The organism is Nocardioides panzhihuensis (assembly GCF_013408335.1).
GTDB classification, from domain to species: Bacteria; Actinomycetota; Actinomycetes; order Propionibacteriales; family Nocardioidaceae; genus Nocardioides; species Nocardioides panzhihuensis.
The window spans coordinates 5,377,620-5,397,870 of record NZ_JACBZR010000001.1 but is presented as its reverse complement, the minus strand read 5'-3'; the positions used below and the strand labels follow the sequence as shown (position 1 = coordinate 5,397,870).

At 69.1% G+C, this 20,251-nt stretch carries 16 protein-coding genes; 6 read left to right on the top strand and 10 right to left on the bottom strand.

Annotated features, from left to right (window positions below; translation table 11 throughout):
* The first annotated feature begins 131 nt into the window (after nucleotides 1–131).
* Nucleotides 132–662, top strand: coding sequence for a hypothetical protein (locus tag BJ988_RS25585; protein ID WP_179660665.1), 531 nt, complete (start codon nucleotides 132–134; stop codon nucleotides 660–662).
* A gap of 15 nt (nucleotides 663–677) precedes the next feature.
* Nucleotides 678–2,189, top strand: a complete 1,512-nt coding sequence (locus tag BJ988_RS25580; protein WP_179660664.1) for a flotillin family protein — start codon at nucleotides 678–680, stop codon at nucleotides 2,187–2,189.
* 258 nt (nucleotides 2,190–2,447) lie between these two features.
* On the opposite strand, the gene BJ988_RS25575 is transcribed toward BJ988_RS25580, so the two are convergent.
* The 3 genes from BJ988_RS25575 to BJ988_RS25565 all read right to left on the bottom strand — a co-directional run bounded on the left by BJ988_RS25575 (nucleotide 2,448) and on the right by BJ988_RS25565 (nucleotide 7,716).
* Nucleotides 2,448–4,334, bottom strand: coding sequence for a penicillin-binding transpeptidase domain-containing protein (locus BJ988_RS25575; RefSeq protein ID WP_179660663.1), 1,887 nt, complete (start codon nucleotides 4,332–4,334; stop codon nucleotides 2,448–2,450).
* Between the two features lie 111 nt (nucleotides 4,335–4,445).
* The gene (locus tag BJ988_RS25570; protein WP_179660662.1) at nucleotides 4,446–5,468 is read right to left on the bottom strand and encodes an SGNH/GDSL hydrolase family protein; all 1,023 of its coding nucleotides are present in this window, start codon (nucleotides 5,466–5,468) and stop codon (nucleotides 4,446–4,448) included.
* 160 nt (nucleotides 5,469–5,628) lie between these two features.
* On the bottom strand, nucleotides 5,629–7,716 hold the full coding sequence (locus BJ988_RS25565; RefSeq protein ID WP_179660661.1) for an MMPL family transporter: 2,088 nt from the start codon (nucleotides 7,714–7,716) through the stop codon (nucleotides 5,629–5,631).
* 88 nt (nucleotides 7,717–7,804) lie between these two features.
* Between BJ988_RS25565 and BJ988_RS25560 the strand changes: the two genes are divergently transcribed.
* Nucleotides 7,805–8,125: a PadR family transcriptional regulator gene (locus BJ988_RS25560; RefSeq protein WP_179660660.1), complete on the top strand. Its 321-nt coding sequence runs from the start codon at nucleotides 7,805–7,807 to the stop codon at nucleotides 8,123–8,125.
* 126 nt (nucleotides 8,126–8,251) lie between these two features.
* Complete coding sequence (locus BJ988_RS25555; protein WP_179660659.1) at nucleotides 8,252–8,890, top strand: permease prefix domain 1-containing protein; 639 nt, start codon at nucleotides 8,252–8,254, stop codon at nucleotides 8,888–8,890.
* Nucleotides 8,891–9,013: 123 nt separating this feature from the next.
* On the opposite strand, the gene BJ988_RS25550 is transcribed toward BJ988_RS25555, so the two are convergent.
* From BJ988_RS25550 to BJ988_RS25535, 4 genes are all read right to left on the bottom strand, one after another.
* Nucleotides 9,014–10,879, bottom strand: coding sequence for a DEAD/DEAH box helicase (locus BJ988_RS25550; protein ID WP_179660658.1), 1,866 nt, complete (start codon nucleotides 10,877–10,879; stop codon nucleotides 9,014–9,016).
* Between the two features lie 96 nt (nucleotides 10,880–10,975).
* Nucleotides 10,976–11,782 (bottom strand): MOSC domain-containing protein, encoded by an 807-nt coding sequence (locus tag BJ988_RS25545; protein ID WP_179660657.1) that lies wholly within the window; start codon nucleotides 11,780–11,782, stop codon nucleotides 10,976–10,978.
* Nucleotides 11,783–11,804: 22 nt separating this feature from the next.
* Nucleotides 11,805–13,628 carry a glutamine--fructose-6-phosphate transaminase (isomerizing) gene (glmS, locus tag BJ988_RS25540; RefSeq protein ID WP_179660656.1) on the bottom strand — a complete coding sequence of 608 codons (1,824 nt, stop codon included), beginning with the start codon at nucleotides 13,626–13,628 and terminating at the stop codon, nucleotides 11,805–11,807.
* A 26-nt stretch (nucleotides 13,629–13,654) separates the two neighbouring features.
* Nucleotides 13,655–13,918, bottom strand: a complete 264-nt coding sequence (locus BJ988_RS25535) for a hypothetical protein (protein WP_179660655.1) — start codon at nucleotides 13,916–13,918, stop codon at nucleotides 13,655–13,657.
* A gap of 536 nt (nucleotides 13,919–14,454) precedes the next feature.
* Between BJ988_RS25535 and BJ988_RS25530 the strand changes: the two genes are divergently transcribed.
* Complete coding sequence (locus BJ988_RS25530) at nucleotides 14,455–15,060, top strand: YceI family protein (RefSeq protein WP_179660654.1); 606 nt, start codon at nucleotides 14,455–14,457, stop codon at nucleotides 15,058–15,060.
* An 80-nt stretch (nucleotides 15,061–15,140) separates the two neighbouring features.
* Here BJ988_RS25530 and BJ988_RS25525 read toward each other — a convergent pair whose 3' ends face one another.
* Nucleotides 15,141–15,605: a hypothetical protein gene (locus BJ988_RS25525; protein ID WP_179660653.1), complete on the bottom strand. Its 465-nt coding sequence runs from the start codon at nucleotides 15,603–15,605 to the stop codon at nucleotides 15,141–15,143.
* A gap of 680 nt (nucleotides 15,606–16,285) precedes the next feature.
* Here BJ988_RS25525 and BJ988_RS25520 point away from each other — a divergent pair.
* The gene (locus BJ988_RS25520) at nucleotides 16,286–17,599 is read left to right on the top strand and encodes an exo-beta-N-acetylmuramidase NamZ family protein (RefSeq protein WP_179660652.1); all 1,314 of its coding nucleotides are present in this window, start codon (nucleotides 16,286–16,288) and stop codon (nucleotides 17,597–17,599) included.
* 70 nt (nucleotides 17,600–17,669) lie between these two features.
* Here BJ988_RS25520 and eda read toward each other — a convergent pair whose 3' ends face one another.
* Together eda and edd are read right to left on the bottom strand one after the other, a co-directional pair.
* On the bottom strand, nucleotides 17,670–18,299 hold the full coding sequence (gene eda, locus BJ988_RS25515) for a bifunctional 4-hydroxy-2-oxoglutarate aldolase/2-dehydro-3-deoxy-phosphogluconate aldolase (RefSeq protein ID WP_179660651.1): 630 nt from the start codon (nucleotides 18,297–18,299) through the stop codon (nucleotides 17,670–17,672).
* Complete coding sequence (gene edd / locus BJ988_RS25510) at nucleotides 18,292–20,175, bottom strand: phosphogluconate dehydratase (protein ID WP_343051789.1); 1,884 nt, start codon at nucleotides 20,173–20,175, stop codon at nucleotides 18,292–18,294. The genes eda and edd overlap by 8 nt, the downstream gene beginning before the upstream one ends.
* Nucleotides 20,176–20,251: the final 76 nt, after the last annotated feature.

Below are 20,251 nucleotides of genomic sequence, written 5' to 3'. Positions count from 1 at the left end.
TGGTGTGCCCGGCCCATCCTCTGCGGAGGGCGAGCCGGGCACACCTTTTCGGCCACGTGCACAAAAGCGCAGACAGGCCCCAGATAGGTGGATAAGGTCCGCCTAGACTGCTGTTGAGTGTGGAGGACTGTGTGACGACGTTCCTGATCATCGGAGCCGTCGGGCTGGGCCTCCTGCTCGTGTCGCTGGTGATCGGCGATCTGCTCGACGGCTTCCTCGGCGGCCTGCTGGACTGGCTGGAGAGCGACTGGTTCTCGACCGCGGCCCTGGCCGGATTCGTGTCGGCGTTCGGGTTCGGCGGAGCCATCGCCCACGGCCCGCTGGCGCTGACCCTGCTGCCCGCCATCCTGGCCGGCTCTGTCGTCGGAGCGCTCTTCGCCTGGTTCGCGCTGTGGCTGACCCGCCTGCTGAAGGAAGAGAACACCGACGCGGCACCTTCGGGGGACGCCGCCGTCGGTCTGGACGCTGCTGTCATCACCACGATCCCGGCGGGTGGGTTCGGCGTGGTTCGGGTCGCCCTCGGGGGCCACACGGTGACCTACAACGCCAAGGCCCCCGACGACCAGGAGGAGATCACCCCCGGCACCGCGGTGCACGTGACCGGCGTCCTCTCCCCGACGGCAGTCACCGTCGCGCCGACCTGGCGCGAGATCACCTCCTGACCTGAAGGGGTCCCCATGGAACTGCTGGTGTCGATTGCCGGCCTCGTCGTACTTCTCATCCTGCTTCTCCTGCTGGTCACCAGCCGCTACAAGGTCGCCGGACCCAACCAGGCCTTCATCGTCACCGGCCGCAAGGGCAAGGCGGTCCTGAACCCGGAGACCGGCCAGCTCACCACCGACCTCTCGGGCCAGAAGGTCGTGCTCGGCGGCGGCGTCTTCGTGGTCCCGTTCGTCCAGAAGCTGGCGACGATGGACCTCTCCTCGCGCCGGATCTCGGTCCAGATCCGCGGCGCGGTCTCCGGGCAGGGCATCAAGCTCAACCTCGAGGGTGTCGCGATCGTGAAGGTGGGCGGCAACGCAGACCAGATCCGCCTGTCCGCCCAGCGGTTCCTCTCCCAGCAGGAGGAGATCGAGCCCTTCACGCAGGAGGTGCTCGCCGGTGCGCTGCGCTCGATCGTGGGCGGCCTGACCGTCGAGCAGATCATCCGTGACCGGGCCGCGTTCGCCCAGCGGGTCGCCGACGAGTCCGAGTCCTCGCTCACCGGCCAGGGCCTGATCCTGGACACCTTCCAGATCCAGGATGTCACCGACGACGGCTCCTACCTCGCCAACCTCGGTCGACCCGAGGCCGCCCGCATCACCCAGGCGGCCTCGATCGCCGAGGCGGAGGCCCGGCGTGCCGCCGAGCAGGCCCGCATCAAGGCCGAGGAGGAGATCGCGATCGCTCAGCGCGCTCTCGCTCTCAAGCAGGCCGAGATCAAGGCCGAGACCGACGCCGCCACCGCCACCGCCGCTGCCGCCGGGCCGCTCGCGCAGGCCGACCGCGACCAGGCCATCCTCACCGAGCAGGAGAAGGTCGCCGTGCATCAGGCGGCGCTGACCGAGCGCCAGCTCGAGACGCAGGTCCGCAAGCCCGCCGACGCCGAGCGCTACCGCGTCGAGCAGGAGGCAGAGGCTCGCCGCAGCTCCGAGATCGCCGCGGCAGAGGCCCGCAAGGCGGCCACCATTGCCGCAGCCGAGGCCGACGCCGAGCAGGCCAGACTCAGCGGTGAGGCGGAGAAGGCCCGCCGCGCCGCGCTGGCCGAGGCCGAGGCCATCGAGGGCGCCAAGCGCGGTGAAGCGCAGAAGTCGCTGCGTCTTGCGGGCGCCGAGGCGACCCGGGCCGAGGGTGAGGCGAGCGCTGCCGCCACGCTGGCCATCGGCCAGGCCGAGGCGGAAGCGATGGAGAAGCGGGCCTCGGCGTTCGAGTCCTACAACGACGCTGCCGTGCTGCAGATGCTCATCGAGGTCCTGCCGCGGGTCGCCAAGGAGGTCGCCGCGCCGATCAGCGCCATCGACAACCTCACCGTGCTCTCCACCGACGGCGCCGGCGCCATCCCGAAGCAGGTCAACGACAACGTCGTCCAGACCCTCGCCATGCTCAAGACCACGACCGGCATCGACCTCGGATCGATGCTCCGCAAGGCGGCGTCCCCCAACGGCGAGAACGGCTCCGCGGCGGCTCCCTCCGCCGAACTGCCGAGCTGACCGATCCACACCTTGCCAACACCCCGGTCACCAATCCTGTTGAAAAGGGACATTGACGTGACAGCCAGGAACATGTCTGGTTATGTATCCACGTCGACGTAGGGAGGGAGCACTTCCAAGCCTCGACCGGGCCTCGCGGCCGAAAGGCCGCCAGGCTCGCCCCTTGACCTCTCTACTGTTCCCCCCGTCGGTAGAGGGACACCGAGGGAATTGAATGTGGCCCGGCCTCACGGCCGGGCCACATCTCATTTGGTCCGCCTAGCGCTCGTTGGCCATCCGCAGGAACGCCTCGACGAGCGGGCCCGACGTGGACGCGCCGTTCTCACCCTCGTCGACGTAGACGGCCACCGCCAGGTCACCCTGCGCGGCGATCATCCAGGTGTGGGTCAGACGCTTGCCGTTGCGGTCGAACTCCGCGGTGCCGGTCTTGGCGATCACCGGTTTGCCCGGCACGTCGGCCAGGCCCCTGCCGGTGCCGTCGGTGACCACGCCACGGAAGATCGTACGCAGCTGGTCGGCCTCCGCCGCGGCGAGCGGCTCCACGCCCGACGGCTTGGCAACCTGGCCCTCGACGAGGTTCGGGACCACGGTGTGGCCGGCCTGGATGGAGCCGATGACCGAGGCCATCACCAGCGGCGAGGCGAGCACCTTGCCCTGGCCGATCAGGTCGGCGGCGTGCTCGGTCTCGCCTGCGGGCTCGGGGATCTGGCCGAAGTAGGAGGCGAAGCCGGCGTCGCGGTCGATGCCGAAGCCCAGCGAGGCGGCGGCCGAGGCGATCTCGGCGTGGCCGATCTCGTCCGCCGCGCCGACCATCGCGGTGTTGCAGGACTCGGCGACGGCGTGCGCGAGCGTGATCTCCCCCAAGCCGGACTGCGGGTACCACGAGTCGTTCTTGAACGTCTTGCCGTCGATGGTGGCCTTGGCGGGGCACTTGACCTGGCTCTTGGGACTGAGTCCCTTGCGCAGCATGGCCAGCGTGGTCGCCGCCTTGAAGGTCGATCCCGGAGCGGCCTGGCCGAAGGTCGCCAGGTTCATCTTGTTGTCCGCGCCGTTGGCGGCGACCAGCACGGCGCCGTCGCTGGGCCGGATCGCGACCAGCGCGCTCTCGGGCTCGACCCGCTTCAGGATCTTCTCGGCGCTCTTCTGCAGCCGCGCGTCGAGCGTGACGGCCAGCGGCTTCCCGTCGATCGGGTCCGTGCTGTAGAGCTTCTTGAGCACCTCACCCTCGTCACCGAGGACCGCGACCTGCAGCCCGGGCTTCCCCCGCAGCTGCCCGTCGTAGCGCGCCTGCAGTCCGGAGAGGCCGGCGAGATCGCCCGGAAGGTAGGTCCCGGGCTTCTTCTTCATCATCTCGGCCGTCACCTCACCGACGATGCCGACGACCGGCGAGGCGAACTCCTTGGTCGGGCCGAGCGGGAGGGTCCGATTGAGCATGGCGGCACCCTTGATCTTGGCGATCTCGGCAGCCTTCGCCTTCGTCATCATCGGCTTGCGGATCGAGAGCGCCTCGACGAACGCCTTGTCCCCGGCCGCCTTGACGCGCTTGGCGTAACGCTTCGGATTGATGCCGACGATCGCGGCGACGTCCCGCGCGGCCGCAGGCGCGGCCACCGGGTCGATCAGAGTCTTGTCGATGCCCACCGTGACGACCGGCCGATCGGCGACCAGGGTCGCTCCCGACGTGCTCCGGATCTCGCCCCGCTGCTGGTGGACGGTCTCGACATGCAGGCTGCGTCCTTCGGCAAGCGCCGGGGCGACGACTGTCGGCTCCCAGACGAACTCCCACTTCTCACCGGTCTTGCGGAGCTCCACCTCCGACTCGTAGGTCCACCGACCACCCGGCAGGCCCCACGCCCAGGTGAGCGTCGACTTCGCGCTGTCGGTGCCCTCGCCGGTGAAGGTCGGCTTGGTCGCGGACACGTCTGGCGCTCCGAGCTTCCCGAACAGGTTGCCGGTCAGATCGCTGTAGTCGGCGGCGACGGCGTCGGCGTCGGTCTTCGCGACGAAGTCGACCTTCGTGAACGTGCCGCTCTCCAGGGCCGTGGTCAGGGTCGACATGCTCGGACCCGGCTCCTCGGCCTCGCCGCAGGCAGCAAGCAGCGGTAAAGCAACAGCAAGGGCCGCGATGCCCCGGGATACTCGCATGGGACGGTTCTATCAGCCTCGCCCCCAAGATTGGGTTACACGCCTCCTACGCGGAGGTTGTGAAGCCGAGAGTGGCCGGTGCGCCACGCTCGGCCTCACAACCGAATTCGCTCAGTGCGTCGCCAGCCAGGCGTCCAGATCCACCCCGCGCTGGTCCGCGAGCTTCTGCAGACGTTCACGGGTCGGCGGCTGGAACACCTTCGGCTCGATGTGACGGTCGAGCGCGGCGTACTTCCGCTGCTTGGCGGCCTGTGCGGAGCCGGTCGCCTCGGCGGCGTCGACCAGTGCCGGGGTCGCGGTGACCGCGGCGCCGGTGAGCGGAGAGCTCACCAGAGGCGTGTAGCCGTCGCGGTGGCCGGCTGCGTTGGCATGGTAGGACTCCTCGATCGGGTTGGAGAGCCCGTTGACCCACTCGACGTCGTCACAGACGGCGTGTCCGGTGAACCGGCTGATCGGGTTCACGAAGCCGAATCCGGCGGTGCTCGCGCGCGAGGCGGTGGTGTTGTTGAGGAGCACAGCGGTGTCGTTGAGGATCGCCTCGTCCTGCGGGCTGAACCAGGTGAAGGCGTTGCAGTCCTCGCCCATGAACAGCTTCGGATAGCCCACGACCACCACCTTCGCATTGGGCGCGGCCGACCGGATCCGGGAGTAGAGCGTCCCGAGGCTGCCGGGGAGCGTGCTGCGGATGTAGTTCTGCGCCCCCGCGACCGCGCCCGCACAGTCGCTCGCCCAGGCGGGAAGGGCACACTCGGTGATCACGTCCGCGAAGCCGGCATCGTTGCCACCGACCGAGATGGTCACATAGCGGGTGGAGCTGGACAGGGCGCTGAGCTGGCTGTTCGTGACGTCGGCGACGACTGCGCCCGAGCAGGCGCGGAAGTTGAGGCTGTAGCTCTTCGCCGCGGCGACCAGGCTCGGGTACGCCAGGGTCGACCGTTTACAGGCGGAGCCGTCACTGAGATAGCTGCGGGTGCCGACTCCGGAGGAGTAGGAGTCGCCGAGCGCGACGTACGACTCCCCAGCCGCGGAGGCTGGGGAGCCGGGGGCGACGGCCAGGCCGGCGCCGAGAAGGGCGATGGATGTGAGGGAGACCGCGAGGCGGACTTTGGACAGGCGGAAGGTCAAACCGTTCATGGCAACTCCCGAAAGCCAGGGGCCGCCGGTGGCGACCCTTCGCTTCGGTTGTACGCGTCCTGGCCCTCGCTCGCAGGAAAATTAGTTTCACGCCTTAGTAACTGTCCGGAACCCGCGCAGAGAGACCGCGCGGTTCACCCGCGCGATCTCTCCGCGTTCATCACACGTTCTGCAGCCGCGGGAGGATCCGGTCGAGCCACCGCGGCAGCCACCATGCGCGAGCACCGAGCAGCCGCATCACCGCAGGCACGACGAGGCACCGGACCACGACCGCGTCCAGCAGCACCGCCACCGCCATCACGAAGCCCATCTCCTGCAGCATCCGATCCGGGCTGAACCAGAACGCACCGAAGACGACGACCATGATCGCGCCGGCCGCGGTGATGACGCCACCCGTGTGCGCAAGCCCTTCACGGACCGCCTCCTGCGCGTCGCCGCTGCGCAGCCACTCCTCGCGCATCCGCGAGATCAGGAAGACCTCGTAGTCCATCGAGAGACCGAAGACGATCGCGAAGGTCATCACCGGCAGGAACGCCTCGATCGGCCCCGGCTCCACCCCCAGCAGACCCTCCTGGAAGACGTACGTCATCGCACCCATCGAGGCGCCGATCGAGATGAGGTTGAGGATCGCTGCCTTGATCGCCACCGCGACGGAGCGGAAGACGCACATCAGCAGCAGCGCGGAGAGCCCGACCACCAGCCCGATGAAGAGCGGCAGCTTCTTCGAGACCGCCTCGGAGTAGTCGATCAGCGCCGCAGTCGATCCCCCGACGAGGACGTCGTCGCCCAGGTCGGCGCGCAGCTCCTTCACCAGCTCGGTGGTCTCGGCGTCCTGAGGGCCGGTCTCCGGGAAGGCGATGGAGGTGTAGACCGCGCCGTCGGCCGAAGGCTGCGGCGGCGTCACCGCGGCCACGCCTTCGTGCGCCTGGAGCCTCTCGTACGCCGCTTCCGCCTGCCCCTGCGAGCCCTCGGTCATGACGACGAGCGGGCCGTTGGCACCGGGGCCGAACTTGTCGCTCACCAGGTCGTAGGCCTTCCGGGTGGTCGAGGAGCTGTCGTCGTTGCCGGCGTCGGCGAAGCCGAGCTGGAGGCCGAGGACCGGGGTCGCGAGGGCACCGAGAGCGACCATGGAGACGATCAACGCGGCCCACGGATGCCGCTGGACTCCACCTGCCCAGGCGCGCCAGCGGCGGCCGGGCTCGCGCCCGGAGCGGGCCGCGTGCTTGCGTATCGACTTCTCCAGGCGCTTGCCGAACAGGGTGAGCAGGGACGGGAGCAGGGTGACCGCGGCGAGCATCGTCATCAGGACGGTGAGGGCGACCCCGAGCACGACGCCCTGGATCGAGGTCAGCTGCAGCACGTAGAGGCCGCAGAGGGCCAGGATCACGCTGACGCCGGCGAACAGGACCGAGCGGCCGGCGGTGTCGATCGCGGTCGAGGTGGCGTCCTCACGGTTGGCGCCGTGGAGCAGCTCGCTGCGATAGCGCGAGAAGACCAGCAGTGCGTAGTCGATGCCGACGCCGAGCCCCACGAGCATCAGCATCGGCGCGGTGTAGTCCGGGATCGTGGTCAGGTGGGACAGCAGCGTGACCACACCGAAGGTCGTGCCGACCGCGAAGATCGCGGTGATCAGCGGCAGGCTCGCCGCCAGGAACGAGCCGAACATGAAGAGCATGATCACCAGAGCGGCGAGCATCCCGAGCCCCTCCGAGCTGCCGCCCTCGCCTCCGCTCACCTCACGCATCGAGTCGCCGGCCATCTCGACCTGGAGATCGTCGGTCGTCGAGTCTTCCGCGATCTCGAGGAAGGGCTCGTAGGCACTGGTCGGGAGCTCACCGGCCTCGGCGTCCATCACGATCGTGACGAGTGCGGTCGTACCGTCCTCGCTCACCGAGCCGCGCTGCGGATCGGCCGGCTCCACGGTCTCGACGTGAGGAATCTCGGCGAGATCGGCGATCAGCTCGTCCACCGCCTGCTGGTCGGTGTTCCAGCCGCGCTCGTCGTGGATGACCGCGCGCACCTCGTCGCCGGTCGCCCCGCCGTGCTTCGCCTGGAGATCGGCCATCTCCTGGGACTGGCTGCCCGGGATGTCGAACGAGTTGCGGTAGTCGTCGCCGATGCCCTGGGCCGCCCCTGTCACGCCCACGAGCACGACCACCCACAGCAGCAGTGCGGTCCAGTGATGGCGTTGAGAGAAGGTCGCCAGCCGCCGCAGCGGGCTTGGTCTGGTCGTCGTCTGTGTTGTCATTCGTGTCTCCTCCTTGAACTCGTCTGGCTACGTGTAGACAGACGACATGTATGAAGACAATGTAACTCGGGCTGTGTAGGCTGTCTACATGAAAGCCGACGCACTCCGTGGCCACCTCGACTCGCTGATCCTGGCCGTCGTCGAGAAGCAGCCCCTTCACGGCTACGCGATCATCGAGGCCCTGAGCGCCCGCAGCGGTGGCGAGCTGGACCTCCCCACGGGCACGATCTACCCGGCCCTACGCCGCCTGGAGAAGGCGGGATACCTCGACAGCTCCTGGTCCGAGGTCGGCGGCCGCAAACGCCGCACCTACGAGCTCTCCTCCGCCGGTCGCGGCGCCCTCGCCGCCCAACGCCAGGAGTGGCGGACCTTCTCCCAGGTCGTCTCCGGCGTCCTCGGCGAGGCCTGACCCAGCCGAGACGTCACCCCCGTCGGCCGAGACGTCACGGGTGGTGACCGAGATCGCACCCGCGGCCTCCTCTATTCAGGGGGTTCCCTGATGTGGTCGACCCGGCAGCACGGAGAAGATGGACCCATGAGCGCCGTCGACGTCTACCTTGCTGACCTGCGCGCCGCCGTCCCCGGCCCGAGCTTGACCCGCCGCGACCTGCTGCGCGAGGCCGGCGACCACCTCGAGGACGCGACCGACGCCTACACCCGGGCGGGCTACACGACCGCCGAGGCCGAGGCGCTCGCACTACGCGACTTCGGTGCCGTCGACGTCATCGCTCCGGGCTTCCGCGACACCGTCGCGATCGGCGCCGCCCGACGTACGGCCGCTCTGCTCGTCCTCGTGATGATCCCGCAGGCCTTCCTGTGGGACGGTGGGATCAACCTCGGCGGGACCGCCCACTCGACCGCTCCAGACACCGGCCTGTTCCACGCCCTCGACCTCGTCATCGGCTACATCGGCACGGCAGGCGCTCTCGGCGCCATCATCGCCCTGATGGCGACCGCGATCGGTCAGCGCTGGCTGCGGATCGGGCGCGGCACGGCCCGGCTGACCGCGACCTGGTCCCTGGCCACGGCCACGGTGGTGCCATTGACCGGCTTCACCATGCTGGCACTGACCGGCGGCCTCACCGTGACACTGGTCCTCAGCGCGATCGCCCTGATGGCAGCGCCGTTCGCCCTGGTCGCCCTCTCTGCCCAGCGCACCCTCGCCGCCTGCTGAAAACGAGCCGGTCGAGACGTCACCCCCGTCGCCCGAGACGTCACTCAGGTCGGCCGAGAGGGCACGGCAGTGACCGCTCGGCCGACGCGAGTGACGCTTCGGCCGAGTCGGTGACTTCTCAGATCAGTCGAACTTGCGCTTCTGGCGCGGCTTGCGGGGACGCTCGCCGGCGGCGGAAGAGGAGTCGGAGTCGGACTTGCCGTAGCGGGGTGCGCTCTTCTCGAAGCGGCCACCCGAGCGTCGCACGGGGCCGCCGCCGGAGTCCTCGGTGAGCTCGATGAGCTTGCCGGAGATGCGGGTCGACTCGAGCGCCTTCCAGGTCTCGGGCGCCAGGTCCGCAGGGAGCTCGACGAGCGAGAAGTCGTTGCGGATGGAGATGTTGCCGAAGTCGGCACGGCGCAGGCCGCCCTCGTTGGCGATGGCGCCGACGATCTGGCGCGGCTCGACGCGGTGACGCTTGCCCACCTGGATCTTGTACGTCGCCAGCGGCTGTCCGCTCTGACGCGACGTCCCCGTCTCGCGCCGGGGCCCACGCTCGCCGCCGCGGTCATCACGGTCGCGACGCCCGCGGCGGTCGTCGTAGGAGGGCTTCTCCGGCTCCGGGTCGAGGAGCAGCGGCTCCTCGCCGTGGAGCACGGCGGCCAGAGCGGCGGCGACGTCGACCTCGGGAACGTCGTGCTCCTCCACGTAGTGGCGCACCACGTCGCGGAAGAACTCGATGCGCTCGGCTTCCTGGAGCGCGGCCGTGATGCCGTCGTCGAAGCGCGAGAGGCGGGTCGCGTTGACCTCGTCGACCGAGGGCAGCTGCATCTGCGTCGGCTGAGCCTTGGTGTGTTTCTCGATCGCCCGCAGCAGCCACCGCTCACGCGGGGTGACGAACGAGATCGCGTCGCCGGTGCGGCCTGCGCGGCCGGTGCGACCGATGCGGTGGACGTACGCCTCGACATCCGTCGGCAGGTCGTAGTTGACCACGTGCGAGATCCGCTCGACGTCGAGGCCACGGGCCGCGACGTCGGTCGCGACCAGGATGTCCAGCGAGCCGTCCTTGAGCTGGTTGACGGTCTTCTCACGCTGGTTCTGAGCGATGTCACCGTTGATCGCAGTGGCCAGGAAACCTCGGGCGCGGAGCTTCTCGGCCAGCGACTCGGTCTCGGACTTGGTGCGCGTGAAGACGATCATGCCCTCGAAGTTCTCGACCTCGAGGATGCGGGTCAGCGCGTCGACCTTCTGGGGGTAGGACACCATCAGGTAGCGCTGGGTGATGTTCGTGGCCGTCTGGGTCTTCGCCTTGACCGAGATCTCCTTCGCGTCGCGAAGGTACTTCTTCGACAGCCGACGGATCTGCGCAGGCATGGTCGCGGAGAAGAGCGCGACCTGCTTGTCCTCAGGGGTCTCGGCGAGGATGGTCTCGACGTCCTCGGCGAAGCCCATGTTGAGCATCTCGTCGGCCTCGTCGAGCACCAGGAAACGCAGCTGAGACAGGTCCAGCGTGCCCTTCTCGAGGTGATCCATGATCCGGCCGGGCGTGCCGACGACGACGTGGACTCCGCGACGGAGCGCGGTCAGCTGGGGGCCGTAGCCCTGGCCGCCGTAGACCGGCAGGATGCGCACGCCGTTGAGGTTGGACGCGTAGCGCTCGAACGCCTCGCACACCTGCAGGGCCAGCTCACGCGTCGGCGCGAGCACCAGCGCCTGGGGCGCGTTCTGGTGGATGTCGAGGTTGGAGAGCACCGGCAGCGCGAACGCGGCTGTCTTACCGGTGCCGGTCTGCGCGAGACCGACGACGTCACGCCCCTCGAGCAGCGAGGGGATGGTCGCGGCCTGGATGGCGCTGGGCGTCTCGTAGCCGAGAGCCTTCACCGCGCTGAGGACGCTGGCGGAGAGACCGAGTGAGTCGAACGTCGGTCCCTGGTCAGCCTCCAGGCTCGGCGCGCTCGGCTCCTCGGGCGCGGGAGTGGTGGATACGGCAGATTCAGGGTCGTTGCTCACCCTCCAACGGTAGGCCCATATAGCACGTTATATGCATTTCTCGGCGCGGTGGGACCCGTCACTTGCCGACCCGGCCCGATATTGTCTCGGTCTCGGTCAGGAGACGATGACCTCGTCACCGACTGCGATCTCACCGGGGTTGTCGACGACGAGATGCACCGCCGCCCAGACCTTGCCGTCCCGCTTGCGATGGGCTGCGAGCGTACGCAGCGGGTCCTTTCCCTTCTCCAGGGTCTCGGGATCGATCGTGGTCATGACGCAGCGGGAGACCGGCGTGATCATCCGGAGGCGGACCGGCCCGATGGCGACCTCGCTCCAGCCGTCCTCCGCGAAAGCGTCCTCAGCTCCCTCGACGACGAGGCTCGGCCGGAACCGCTCGACGGTGATGGTCTCCGGGCTCCAGCTGTCGATCGCGGCGACCGAGGCATCGGTGATCAGCGAGACCGGCGAATCGTCCTGGAAGGTGGCATGGTCCGAGATGCTGAAGCCGTTCTTGGCCTTGAGCACCCGCTGCAACGGGTCGTGGCACCACACCAGCGACACGTCGTCGCGGTCGAGCACGCGGCGCAACCACGCGTCGACCTCCGGGCCGGCGGGTCGGGCGCGCATCTTCACCTGCTTGAACATGGTGATGTCGCGTACGCCCTCGGTCGGGCACGCCACCTCGACCGCCGCGTGGCCGGGCGCACTCAGTCGTAGGTCGGCGCTGCCGCCCGTCGCCGGGGTGTCGGCCACGATGCTGAAGAGCTCGCGGATCTCCCGCGCCGAGACCAGCTCCCCGTGACCGTCGACGATCATCCACTCGCGGTCGCCGGCCAGACCGGCCCTCCCGACGTACGCCTCCCGCACCGGACGGATCGCCGTCGACTTCACCGGATGGATGTTGATGCCACGAAGCCGCATGGCCGAACCATAGGTGGCCACGTCACTCCACCGTGACCGATTTAGCGAGGTTTCGGGGCTTGTCGACGTCGTGGCCGAGGGCCTTGGCGGCGTGGAAGGCGATCAGCTGGAGCGGGATGGTCATCAGGATCGGATCGAGCTCGACCTCGTTCTTCGGTACGTCGACGCGCAGCGCGTCGAGCTCGCCGAGGTCGACGTCGGGGTGGGTGACCACGACCAGGGGTCCGCGCCGGGCGCTGATCTCGTGCAGGGCAGCGACGTTGCGGTCGGTCAGCTCGTCCTGAGGGACGATCGCGACGGTCGGCACGGACTCGGAGATCAGCGCGAGCGGGCCGTGCTTGAGCTCGGAGGTCTGGTAGGCCTCCGCGTGCCGGTAGGAGATCTCCTTCAGCTTCTGGGCGCCCTCGCGAGCGACCGGGTAGCCGCGTACGCGACCGACGAAGAACATCGACTCGGCCTCGGCCAGGCGCGCGGCGATCTCCTCGAGGTGCGACTCGCTCTTGAGGATCTCCTCGATCTGGGTCGGCAGCGCCTGCAGGCCGGCGATGAGCCGCTTCCCGTCGGCGATAGAGAGGTCGCGTACGCGGCCCAGCTGGAGCGCCAGCAGCGAGAACGCGACGTACATGTTAGTGAGCGCCTTGGTCGAGGCGACCGCGATCTCGGGTCCCGCGTGGAGGTAGATGCCGCCGTCGACCGCGCGCGCGATGGCGGAGCCGACGACGTTGACCACGCCCAGGACACGGCCGCCCTTGCGCTTGATCTCCTGGACGGCGAGCAGGGTGTCGATCGTCTCGCCGGACTGGGAGACGGCGACGTAGAGGGTGTCGGGCTCGATGATCGGGTTCCGGTAGCGGAACTCCGAGGCCGCCTCGGCATCAGCGGGGACCCGGGCCAGCTCCTCGATCAGGCCGGCGCCCATCTGGCCGACGTAATAGGCGGACCCGCAGCCGAGGATCTTCACCCGACGGATGGCGCGCAGCTCACGCGGGTCGAGGTTGAGGCCACCGAGGTGGGCGGTGCCGAACCGCTCGTCGAGGCGGCCACGCAACGCCCGCTCGACGCTCGAGGGCTGCTCGTGGATCTCGGTGAACATCCGCGGCTCGTCGGCGAGCTCGCCGTACTCGTAGGCCGACGGATCCACGTCGACCTCGCGCGCCGTCGTGATGGTCGTCGTCAGGTCCTGGCGGAAGGTCGTGAACCCGGTCGCGGTGACCGTCGCGAGCTCGCCGTCGTCGAGGTGGGCGACGGTGGTGGTGTGGCGTACGACCGCGGCCAGGTCGGAGGCGACGTACATCTCCCCGTCGCCGACGCCGACGATCAGCGGCGAGCCGTTGCGGGCCACCACCATGCGGTCGGGGAAGTCGGCGTGCACGACGGCCAGGCCCCAGGTGCCCTCGACCTGGGAGAGCCCTTCGACGACCTTGGCCTCCAGATTCTCCGCGGTCGACGATGCGATGAGGTGGGCGAAGACCTCGGTGTCGGTGTCGCTGGCCAGCTCGACGCCCGAGTCGGTGAGGCGCTCCCGCAACGAGGCGGCGTTGTCGACGATCCCGTTGTGGACGACGGCCACTCGGCCATCGGCGGAGACGTGCGGGTGGGCGTTGACGTCGTTGGCCGGGCCGTGGGTCGCCCACCGGGTGTGGCCGATGCCGACCTTGCCGGCGAACCGCTTCGGCAGCGCATCGACCAGGTCGCGTACGCGGCCTGCCTTCTTCACCACCTGCAGCCTGCTGCCCAGCACGGCGATGCCCGCCGAGTCATAGCCGCGGTGCTCCAGCCGGGCCAGCCCCTCGGTGAGCAGGCCGGCTGCCTGCTGAGGTCCGATGTAGCCGACGATTCCGCACATGTGTCCCGTCCAATCTATCCGTCGTTCTATCCGTAGATGAGCCGTCGCAGCTGCCGTTCGGTCAGCTGCGGCGCGGCGACGACCCGCGACCGAAGCTCCTCGGCGAGCAGCGCGAAGATCGCGTCGTTCTTGCCGCCATAGGTCTTCAGCTGCGCGTGCCGGCGGCGTACGTAGGCCTCGACCGGCTCGTCGAAGTACGCCACCACGTCCTCGACGACCCGCGCCGCCTCCGTGGGCGGAAGCCCGGTCGTGGCGACCAGGTGGTCGATCAGCGCTTGCTCGGCCTTCACGCCACTCACTGTGGGGCACCCAACCCTCAGGTTCAAATTCCTGCCCGATTTCGGGCAGGAACTGTCGATTCATCACGAAGTGGGGCGCAATAGTCCCGCATGACTCGTTTTCGAGCGCCTCAGTGGGGCGCGCGAAGCGATCTGACCGACCACTTGGACATACGGGTGGGGGTGCGGTACCTTAGGTGAACACAAGGTGAACAGGAGGTGTCTGATGAAAGGAAATAACGTGACCGGCAAGCTCGAGCTCCGTTGGCTCCCCGTCGTCGACCGCCGCGGCCGGAAGCACATGGAGGCCCGCTGGGTCGAAGTCAGTGCGCCGGTGGCCAATCGTCACGCTGCCTGACAACCGCTCAACGCCTACGAGGCCCGCTCCCGATCAAGGGGAGCGGGCCTCGCGCATTTAGGGATAGCGTTGTCACTGCAACCAATTTCCCGTGGTCGTCGAGAAAGCCCACGAGAGCGGGAACATTGGGCGAGGTCGTTCAGTTATGATGATTGCAGTTTCAACCAATTCTTCCAGGAGCACACCCGCCATGGGCATTTTCAGCAAGAAGGACGCGGCCACCGAGACCGAGTTCGACACCCCGACCGCCGCTATCGAGGACATCGCGGGCGACTACACCCTCGACGTCGCCCACACCCGCCTGGGCTTCTCGGCGCGCCACGCGATGGTGACCACCGTCCGGGGCTCGTTCAAGGACTTCGAGGGCACCGCGACGATCGACACCGCCGAGCCGGCCAAGTCCAAGGTCTCGATCACGATCAAGGCTGCCTCCATCGACACCGGCAACGCCGACCGCGACGGTCACCTGCTCTCGGGCGACTTCTTCGAGAACGAGACGCACCCCAACATCACCTTCGAGTCGACCTCGGTCGAGTTCGACGGCGAGGCCTGGAACGTCACCGGCGACCTGACCATCAAGGGCACCACCAAGTCGGTCACCGTCCCCTTCGAGCAGACCGGCTCCGCCAAGGACCCGTTCGGCAACACCCGCGTCGGTTTCGAGGGTGCCGTCGCGATCAACCGCACCGACTGGGGCCTCTCCTTCAACGCCGCTCTCGAGACCGGCGGCGTGCTCGTCTCCGAGAAGATCAAGCTCGAGTTCGACATCTCCGCGATCAAGAACGAAGCCGCCTGAGCCTCAGTCGATCTGGCTGACTCACGTCGGGGCCACCGGGAAGCTCCCGGTGGCCCCGACGCGTTTCATTTGCGGACTGCTCAGGGCGCGCCCTGGACGTAGTAGTGCTTCTCCACCCCGATGCGACCGACGCCGACGATGTCCGCCGACGAGGAGTCGCCGGTCACTCCCCCGACGAAGCCGAACGGCTCCGTGTCGAGACCGACGCCGCGACCACCGCCGAGCAACGAGCCGGAGTCCACGTCGTGGCCGACCGGAGACTCGACGTGAGCGCGGCCGCTGACCACCACTGTCGTTCCGTCCGTCGTGACCGTCAGGGCCGCGTCGTTCCCGGCGGCCGCTCCCGAGATCGTCACCGGACCCACCGGTCCGCGGTCCGGAGCCTTGATCGGCTCCGCCGCGGCCAGCGATGCGGCCGGGCCGTCACCTTGTTCGGCAGAGTGCGAGCCGGCGCAGGCGATCCCCGCACCGGCGACCATGAAGCCACCAGCCAGGAGGGTCACCACGACCGACCGCCGAAGTCCCCCGAGGATCTTCGAGCTCATTGCGTTCTCCTGAGTTGAGTTACGCGGCCGGGGCCGCAGGTCTCCGAGTCCCTCCGTACGGAGATCGTCGGACGATTCAGGAAAGCGGGACCCCGTCAGCGCCCGAGCCCCGGCGCCCGAGCGCACCGGGGATCGCGACAGACGCGGACGGGGTCCCGCCGAGCGGGGCGAGCGCGTTCCTGGTCACGCTCATAGCCCCACCCATCGGACCGGGCGGATCGGCGGTCTTTGTCGACTCGCCGGCCTCACGCCCGGTGGTAGATCCATTCGAACGACGCCCCCCGGCGTCCTGCCGCTCGCATGGATCCGTTGCTCGTCACGTACACGTTCGGCCACTGCCGCAGGTCCGGCGTGGCGAGCCGCCGCAGTCCGGCGTACACCATTGCCTCGACTGCTCGTCGAGGCCGTTACAGCCTCATTGCCCAACATGGACGCTCCCGAGTTCGGTCCGGATCAGACCCTTCAGTACTTGTTACGTACCTAAACGCACCGATGTTGCAGTTCCTCGAAGAAATCCGAAAAATTCCCGCACCCACGTCACCACCGGCGTGTTTGCGGCCCGTTGCGCATGGAAACCAGGGGAAGCGACTGACCCCACCCGCCTGGGCAATTCGGCTCCCAACCCGCGCGGCCAGGACTAGCCTGCAAGGTGATCCTCACACCCGGCACAGGAGTCCCCCATGAACACTGAAGTTCCCCGGTTCGACCGCCGCCGCTTGCTCGGCGCCGCCGCCGTCGGCGCCGCCGCAGCTCCCTTCCTCACCGGTCCAACGGGTGCATCCGCCAACCCCGCCTCACCGGTCGGCCCGGGCCGGGTGGTCACCCCAGGCGCCGACCGCGCGGCCGCCGACGGCTGGTCGACACTGTCGGGCGAACGGGTGGGCATCATCACCAACCCCACCGGCGTGCTCCGCAACCTGCGCAACATCGTCGACGAGATGCACGAGTCCGGCTCGGTGCAGATCGCCGGCGTCTTCGGTCCGGAGCACGGCTTCCGCGGCACGGCACAGGCCGGAGGGTCCGAGGGCACCTTCGTCGACGAGCGCACCGGTCTCACCGTCTATGACGCCTACGGCGCCAACGTCGCGAAGATGACCGAGCTGTTCAGGGCCGCCGACGTCGAGACCGTCGTCTTCGACATCCAGGACGTCGGCTCCCGGTTCTACACCTACATCTGGACGATGTGGACGGCGATGCAGGCCGCCGTGGCGACCGAGAAGCGCTTCGTGGTCCTCGACCGGCCCAACCCCGTGGGCGGGACCGCTCGCGGCCCGATGATGACCTCGGCGTACACCTCGGGCGTCGGTGCGCGCGAGATCGTCCAGCAGCACGGGATGTCGGTCGGCGAGCTCGCCCGGTACTTCGACGGCGAGCTCCTCGAGAAGCACGCCGGCGGGCGCCTGGCCCAGCTCGACGTCGTACAGGTCTCCGGCTGGAAGCGGAATACATTGTTCGCCGACACCGGACTCGACTTCGTCCTGCCGAGCCCCAACATGCCCACCTCCGACACCGCGCTGGCCTACCCCGGGACCTGCATGTTCGAGGGCACCAACCTCTCCGAGGGCCGCGGCACCACCAAGCCGTTCGAGCTGATCGGTGCGCCGTTCGTCGACCACCGCTGGGCCGAGGCGCTGGAGGCTGCCGGGCTTCCGGGCGTCACCTTCCGGGAGGCCTACTTCAACCCGTCGGTCAACAAGCACGCCGGCAAGGTCTGCGGTGGCGTGCAGGTCACCATCCAGGACCACGACCGCTTCGACCCGGTCCGCGCCGGCGTCGAGATGCTGGTCACCGCGAAGGCGCTCTATCCCGAGTTCGCCTGGCGCCAGGACTCGTGGGACACCGTCCGCCCGTTCTGGATCGACAAGCTCACCGGGTCGACCAGGCTCCGTACGCAGATCGACGCCGGTGCCACCGGCGACGAGGTCGAGGCGGCCTGGCGAGACGAGCTGGCAGCCTTCGACGCGACCCGCCGCCAGTACCTCCTCTACCGCTGATCCGCCGCGTTCTCACCGAAGACCCCGCCGAGTCGGCGCGTTCGAACGCGCCGACTCGGCGGGGTTCGGGTCAGCGGAGCGCGGCGGTGGCTGCTGCCAGCGCGGTCACGCGGTCCCAGTCGCCGGAGGCGAGCGCCTCGGCGGGCGTGAGCCAGGAGCCACCGACGCAGCCGACGTTGTGGAGGCTGAGGTAGCTGGGGGCGGTGGCGAGCGAGATGCCACCGGTGGGGCAGAAACGTACGTCGGGCAGCACCGACGCCAGCGACCCCAGGAACTTCACGCCGCCAGAGGCCTCGGCAGGGAAGAACTTCATCGCGGTGTGACCGGTCTCGAGCACCGCGAGGGCCTCGGAGACGGTGGCGGTGCCGGGCAGGAACGGCAGGCCGGTGTCGCGCATGGCGCCGAGCAGCGTGGGCGTGGCTCCCGGCGAGACCAGGAACTGGGCCCCGGCGGCGGCTGCCTCCTTCGCGAGCTCGGGAGTGGTCACCGTGCCGGCACCGATCACGACCTCGGGCGCCTCGGCGGCGATGGCCCGGATGGCGTCGAGCGCCACCGGCGTACGCAGGGTCAGCTCGACCAGGGGCACACCGCCCTCGGCGAGGGCGCGGGCCACGGGCACCGCCTGGTCGAGGGTCTCGATGACGACGACCGGGATCACCGGGGAGAGGTCGAGCAGGTCGGTGGACGTGAGGTCAGACATGGACGGGGCTCTCCTGTGAGGACGGGCTCTGCTGGACGGAGGCGAAGGCGAAGACGGACGCGCCGGTGTCGGCCGGACCCACAGTGGCACGGAAGGCGCCGAAGAGCTCGCGTCCGGTGCCGCGCCACTCGGCGTCGAGCGGCGCCCGGCCGGTCGTCGGGCGGTGCGCGAACTCGTCGGGGTCGACCGCGATGGTCAGGGCGCCGGAATCGGCGTCCACGGTGATCAGGTCACCGTCCAGCACGCGGGCGAGCGGTCCGCCGAGCGCGGCCTCGGGAGTGAGGTGGATGGCGGCGGGCACCTTCCCCGACGCCCCGGACATCCGGCCGTCGGTGACGATGGCGACCTTTTGGCCGCGGTCCTGCATCACTCCGAGAGCCGGGGTCAGCTTGTGCAGCTCCGGCATCCCGTTGGCCGCGGGGCCCTGGTAGCGCAGCACCGCGACGAAGTCGCGACCATCGAGGCGACCCTCGGAGAAGGCGGCGAGGAAGTCGGCCTGGTCGTCGAAGACCATCGCCGGTGCGGAGACCAGCCGGTGCTCAGGCGCGACCGCCGAGGTCTTGATGACCGCGGTGCCGAGCTCGCCGGTCAGCATCCGCAGGCCGCCGTCGGGCGAGAACGGGTCGTCGGCCGGGCGCAACACGTCGAGATCACCGGACACCGGGGCACCCTCGACCAGCTCGACCTCGCCGCCGTCGCTGGTGAGTCGCATCTCCTGGGTGTAGGTCGACAGTCCCCGACCGAGGATCGTGGTGACGTCCTCGTGGAGCAGCCCGGCCTCGAGCAGCGTACGGATCAGGAAGCTGACGCCGCCGGCCGCATGGAAGTGGTTCACGTCGGCGGAGCCGTTGGGGTACATCCGGCTGAGCAGCGGCACCACCGGCGACAGGTCGGAGATGTCGGACCAGGTCAGCTGAATCCCCGCAGCGCGGGCGATGGCGACCAGGTGGAGCGTGTGGTTGGTCGAGCCACCTGAGGCCAGCAGCGCGACACAGGCGTTGATGATCGACTTCTCGTCGATCATCTCGCCGACGCCCGGGCCACCGGTCAACGCCAGCTCGGTGGCACGCTCGGCGGCGGCGCGGTTGAGCGCGGCGCGCAGCAGGGTGTCCGGGGAGGCGAAGGACGAGCCCGGCAGGTGCAGGCCGAGCACCTCCATCAGGAGCTGGTTGGAGTTGGCGGTGCCGTAGAAGGTGCAGGTGCCGCGGGAGTGGTAGCTCGCGGCCTCGGCCTCGAGCAGCTCCTCACGGGTCGCCTCGCCCGCTGCGTACCGCTGTCGGACTCGGGCCTTCTCCTTGTTGGGGAGGCCCGAGGACATCGGACCGGCCGGCACGAAGACGGTCGGCAGGTGACCGAAGGAGAGCGCGCCGATCAGCAGGCCCGGCACGATCTTGTCGCACACGCCGAGCATCAGCGCGGCGTCGAACATGTCGTGCGAGAGGGCGATCCCGGCCGACATCGCGATCACGTCGCGGGAGAAGAGGGAGACCTGCATGCCGTCGCGGCCCTGGGTGATCCCGTCGCACATCGCGGGTACGCCACCGGCGACCTGCGCGAGCCCGCCGGCCCGCATGACCGCGGCCTTGAGGAGCGGCGGGTAGGTCTCGTACGGCGCGTGCGCGGAGAGCATGTCGTTGTAGGAGGTCACGATCGCGACGTTGGGCTTCGCCGCGGGGCTGACCATCTTGAGCTCGGCCTTCTCCGGAGCGGTGGAGGCCGCGAAGCCGTGGGCCAGGTTGCTGCACGCGAGTCGGCCCCGGGCCGGCCCGGTCGCCCGGGCGGCTGCGATGCGGGCCAGGTAGTCGGCACGGGTGGCGGCGGAACGCTCGACGAGTCGAGCGGTGACGTCGGCGACGGTAGGGGCAACGGCAGTCACAGGTCCTCCAAAGGCAGTGTGCTTTGGCACACAATGACACGATCTTTGGATCGATACAAGTAAACCTTTAGTACAC

Excerpts from the sequence above, each read along its gene's own strand:
- glmS (WP_179660656.1), bottom strand. The coding sequence starts at position 13,628 with ATGTGCGGAATCGTCGGCTACATCGGACCTCAGCAGGCAGCCGGCCTG.
- BJ988_RS25520 (WP_179660652.1), top strand. The coding sequence starts at position 16,286 with ATGAACACTGAAGTTCCCCGGTTCGACCGCCGCCGCTTGCTCGGCGCC.
- BJ988_RS25565 (WP_179660661.1), bottom strand. The coding sequence starts at position 7,716 with ATGACAACACAGACGACGACCAGACCAAGCCCGCTGCGGCGGCTGGCG.
- BJ988_RS25555 (WP_179660659.1), top strand. The coding sequence starts at position 8,252 with ATGAGCGCCGTCGACGTCTACCTTGCTGACCTGCGCGCCGCCGTCCCC.
- BJ988_RS25570 (WP_179660662.1), bottom strand. The coding sequence starts at position 5,468 with ATGAACGGTTTGACCTTCCGCCTGTCCAAAGTCCGCCTCGCGGTCTCC.
- BJ988_RS25580 (WP_179660664.1), top strand. The coding sequence starts at position 678 with ATGGAACTGCTGGTGTCGATTGCCGGCCTCGTCGTACTTCTCATCCTG.
- BJ988_RS25545 (WP_179660657.1), bottom strand. The coding sequence starts at position 11,782 with ATGCGGCTTCGTGGCATCAACATCCATCCGGTGAAGTCGACGGCGATC.
- BJ988_RS25575 (WP_179660663.1), bottom strand. The coding sequence starts at position 4,334 with ATGCGAGTATCCCGGGGCATCGCGGCCCTTGCTGTTGCTTTACCGCTG.
- BJ988_RS25525 (WP_179660653.1), bottom strand. The coding sequence starts at position 15,605 with ATGAGCTCGAAGATCCTCGGGGGACTTCGGCGGTCGGTCGTGGTGACC.
- BJ988_RS25530 (WP_179660654.1), top strand. The coding sequence starts at position 14,455 with ATGGGCATTTTCAGCAAGAAGGACGCGGCCACCGAGACCGAGTTCGAC.
- eda (WP_179660651.1), bottom strand. The coding sequence starts at position 18,299 with ATGTCTGACCTCACGTCCACCGACCTGCTCGACCTCTCCCCGGTGATC.
- BJ988_RS25560 (WP_179660660.1), top strand. The coding sequence starts at position 7,805 with ATGAAAGCCGACGCACTCCGTGGCCACCTCGACTCGCTGATCCTGGCC.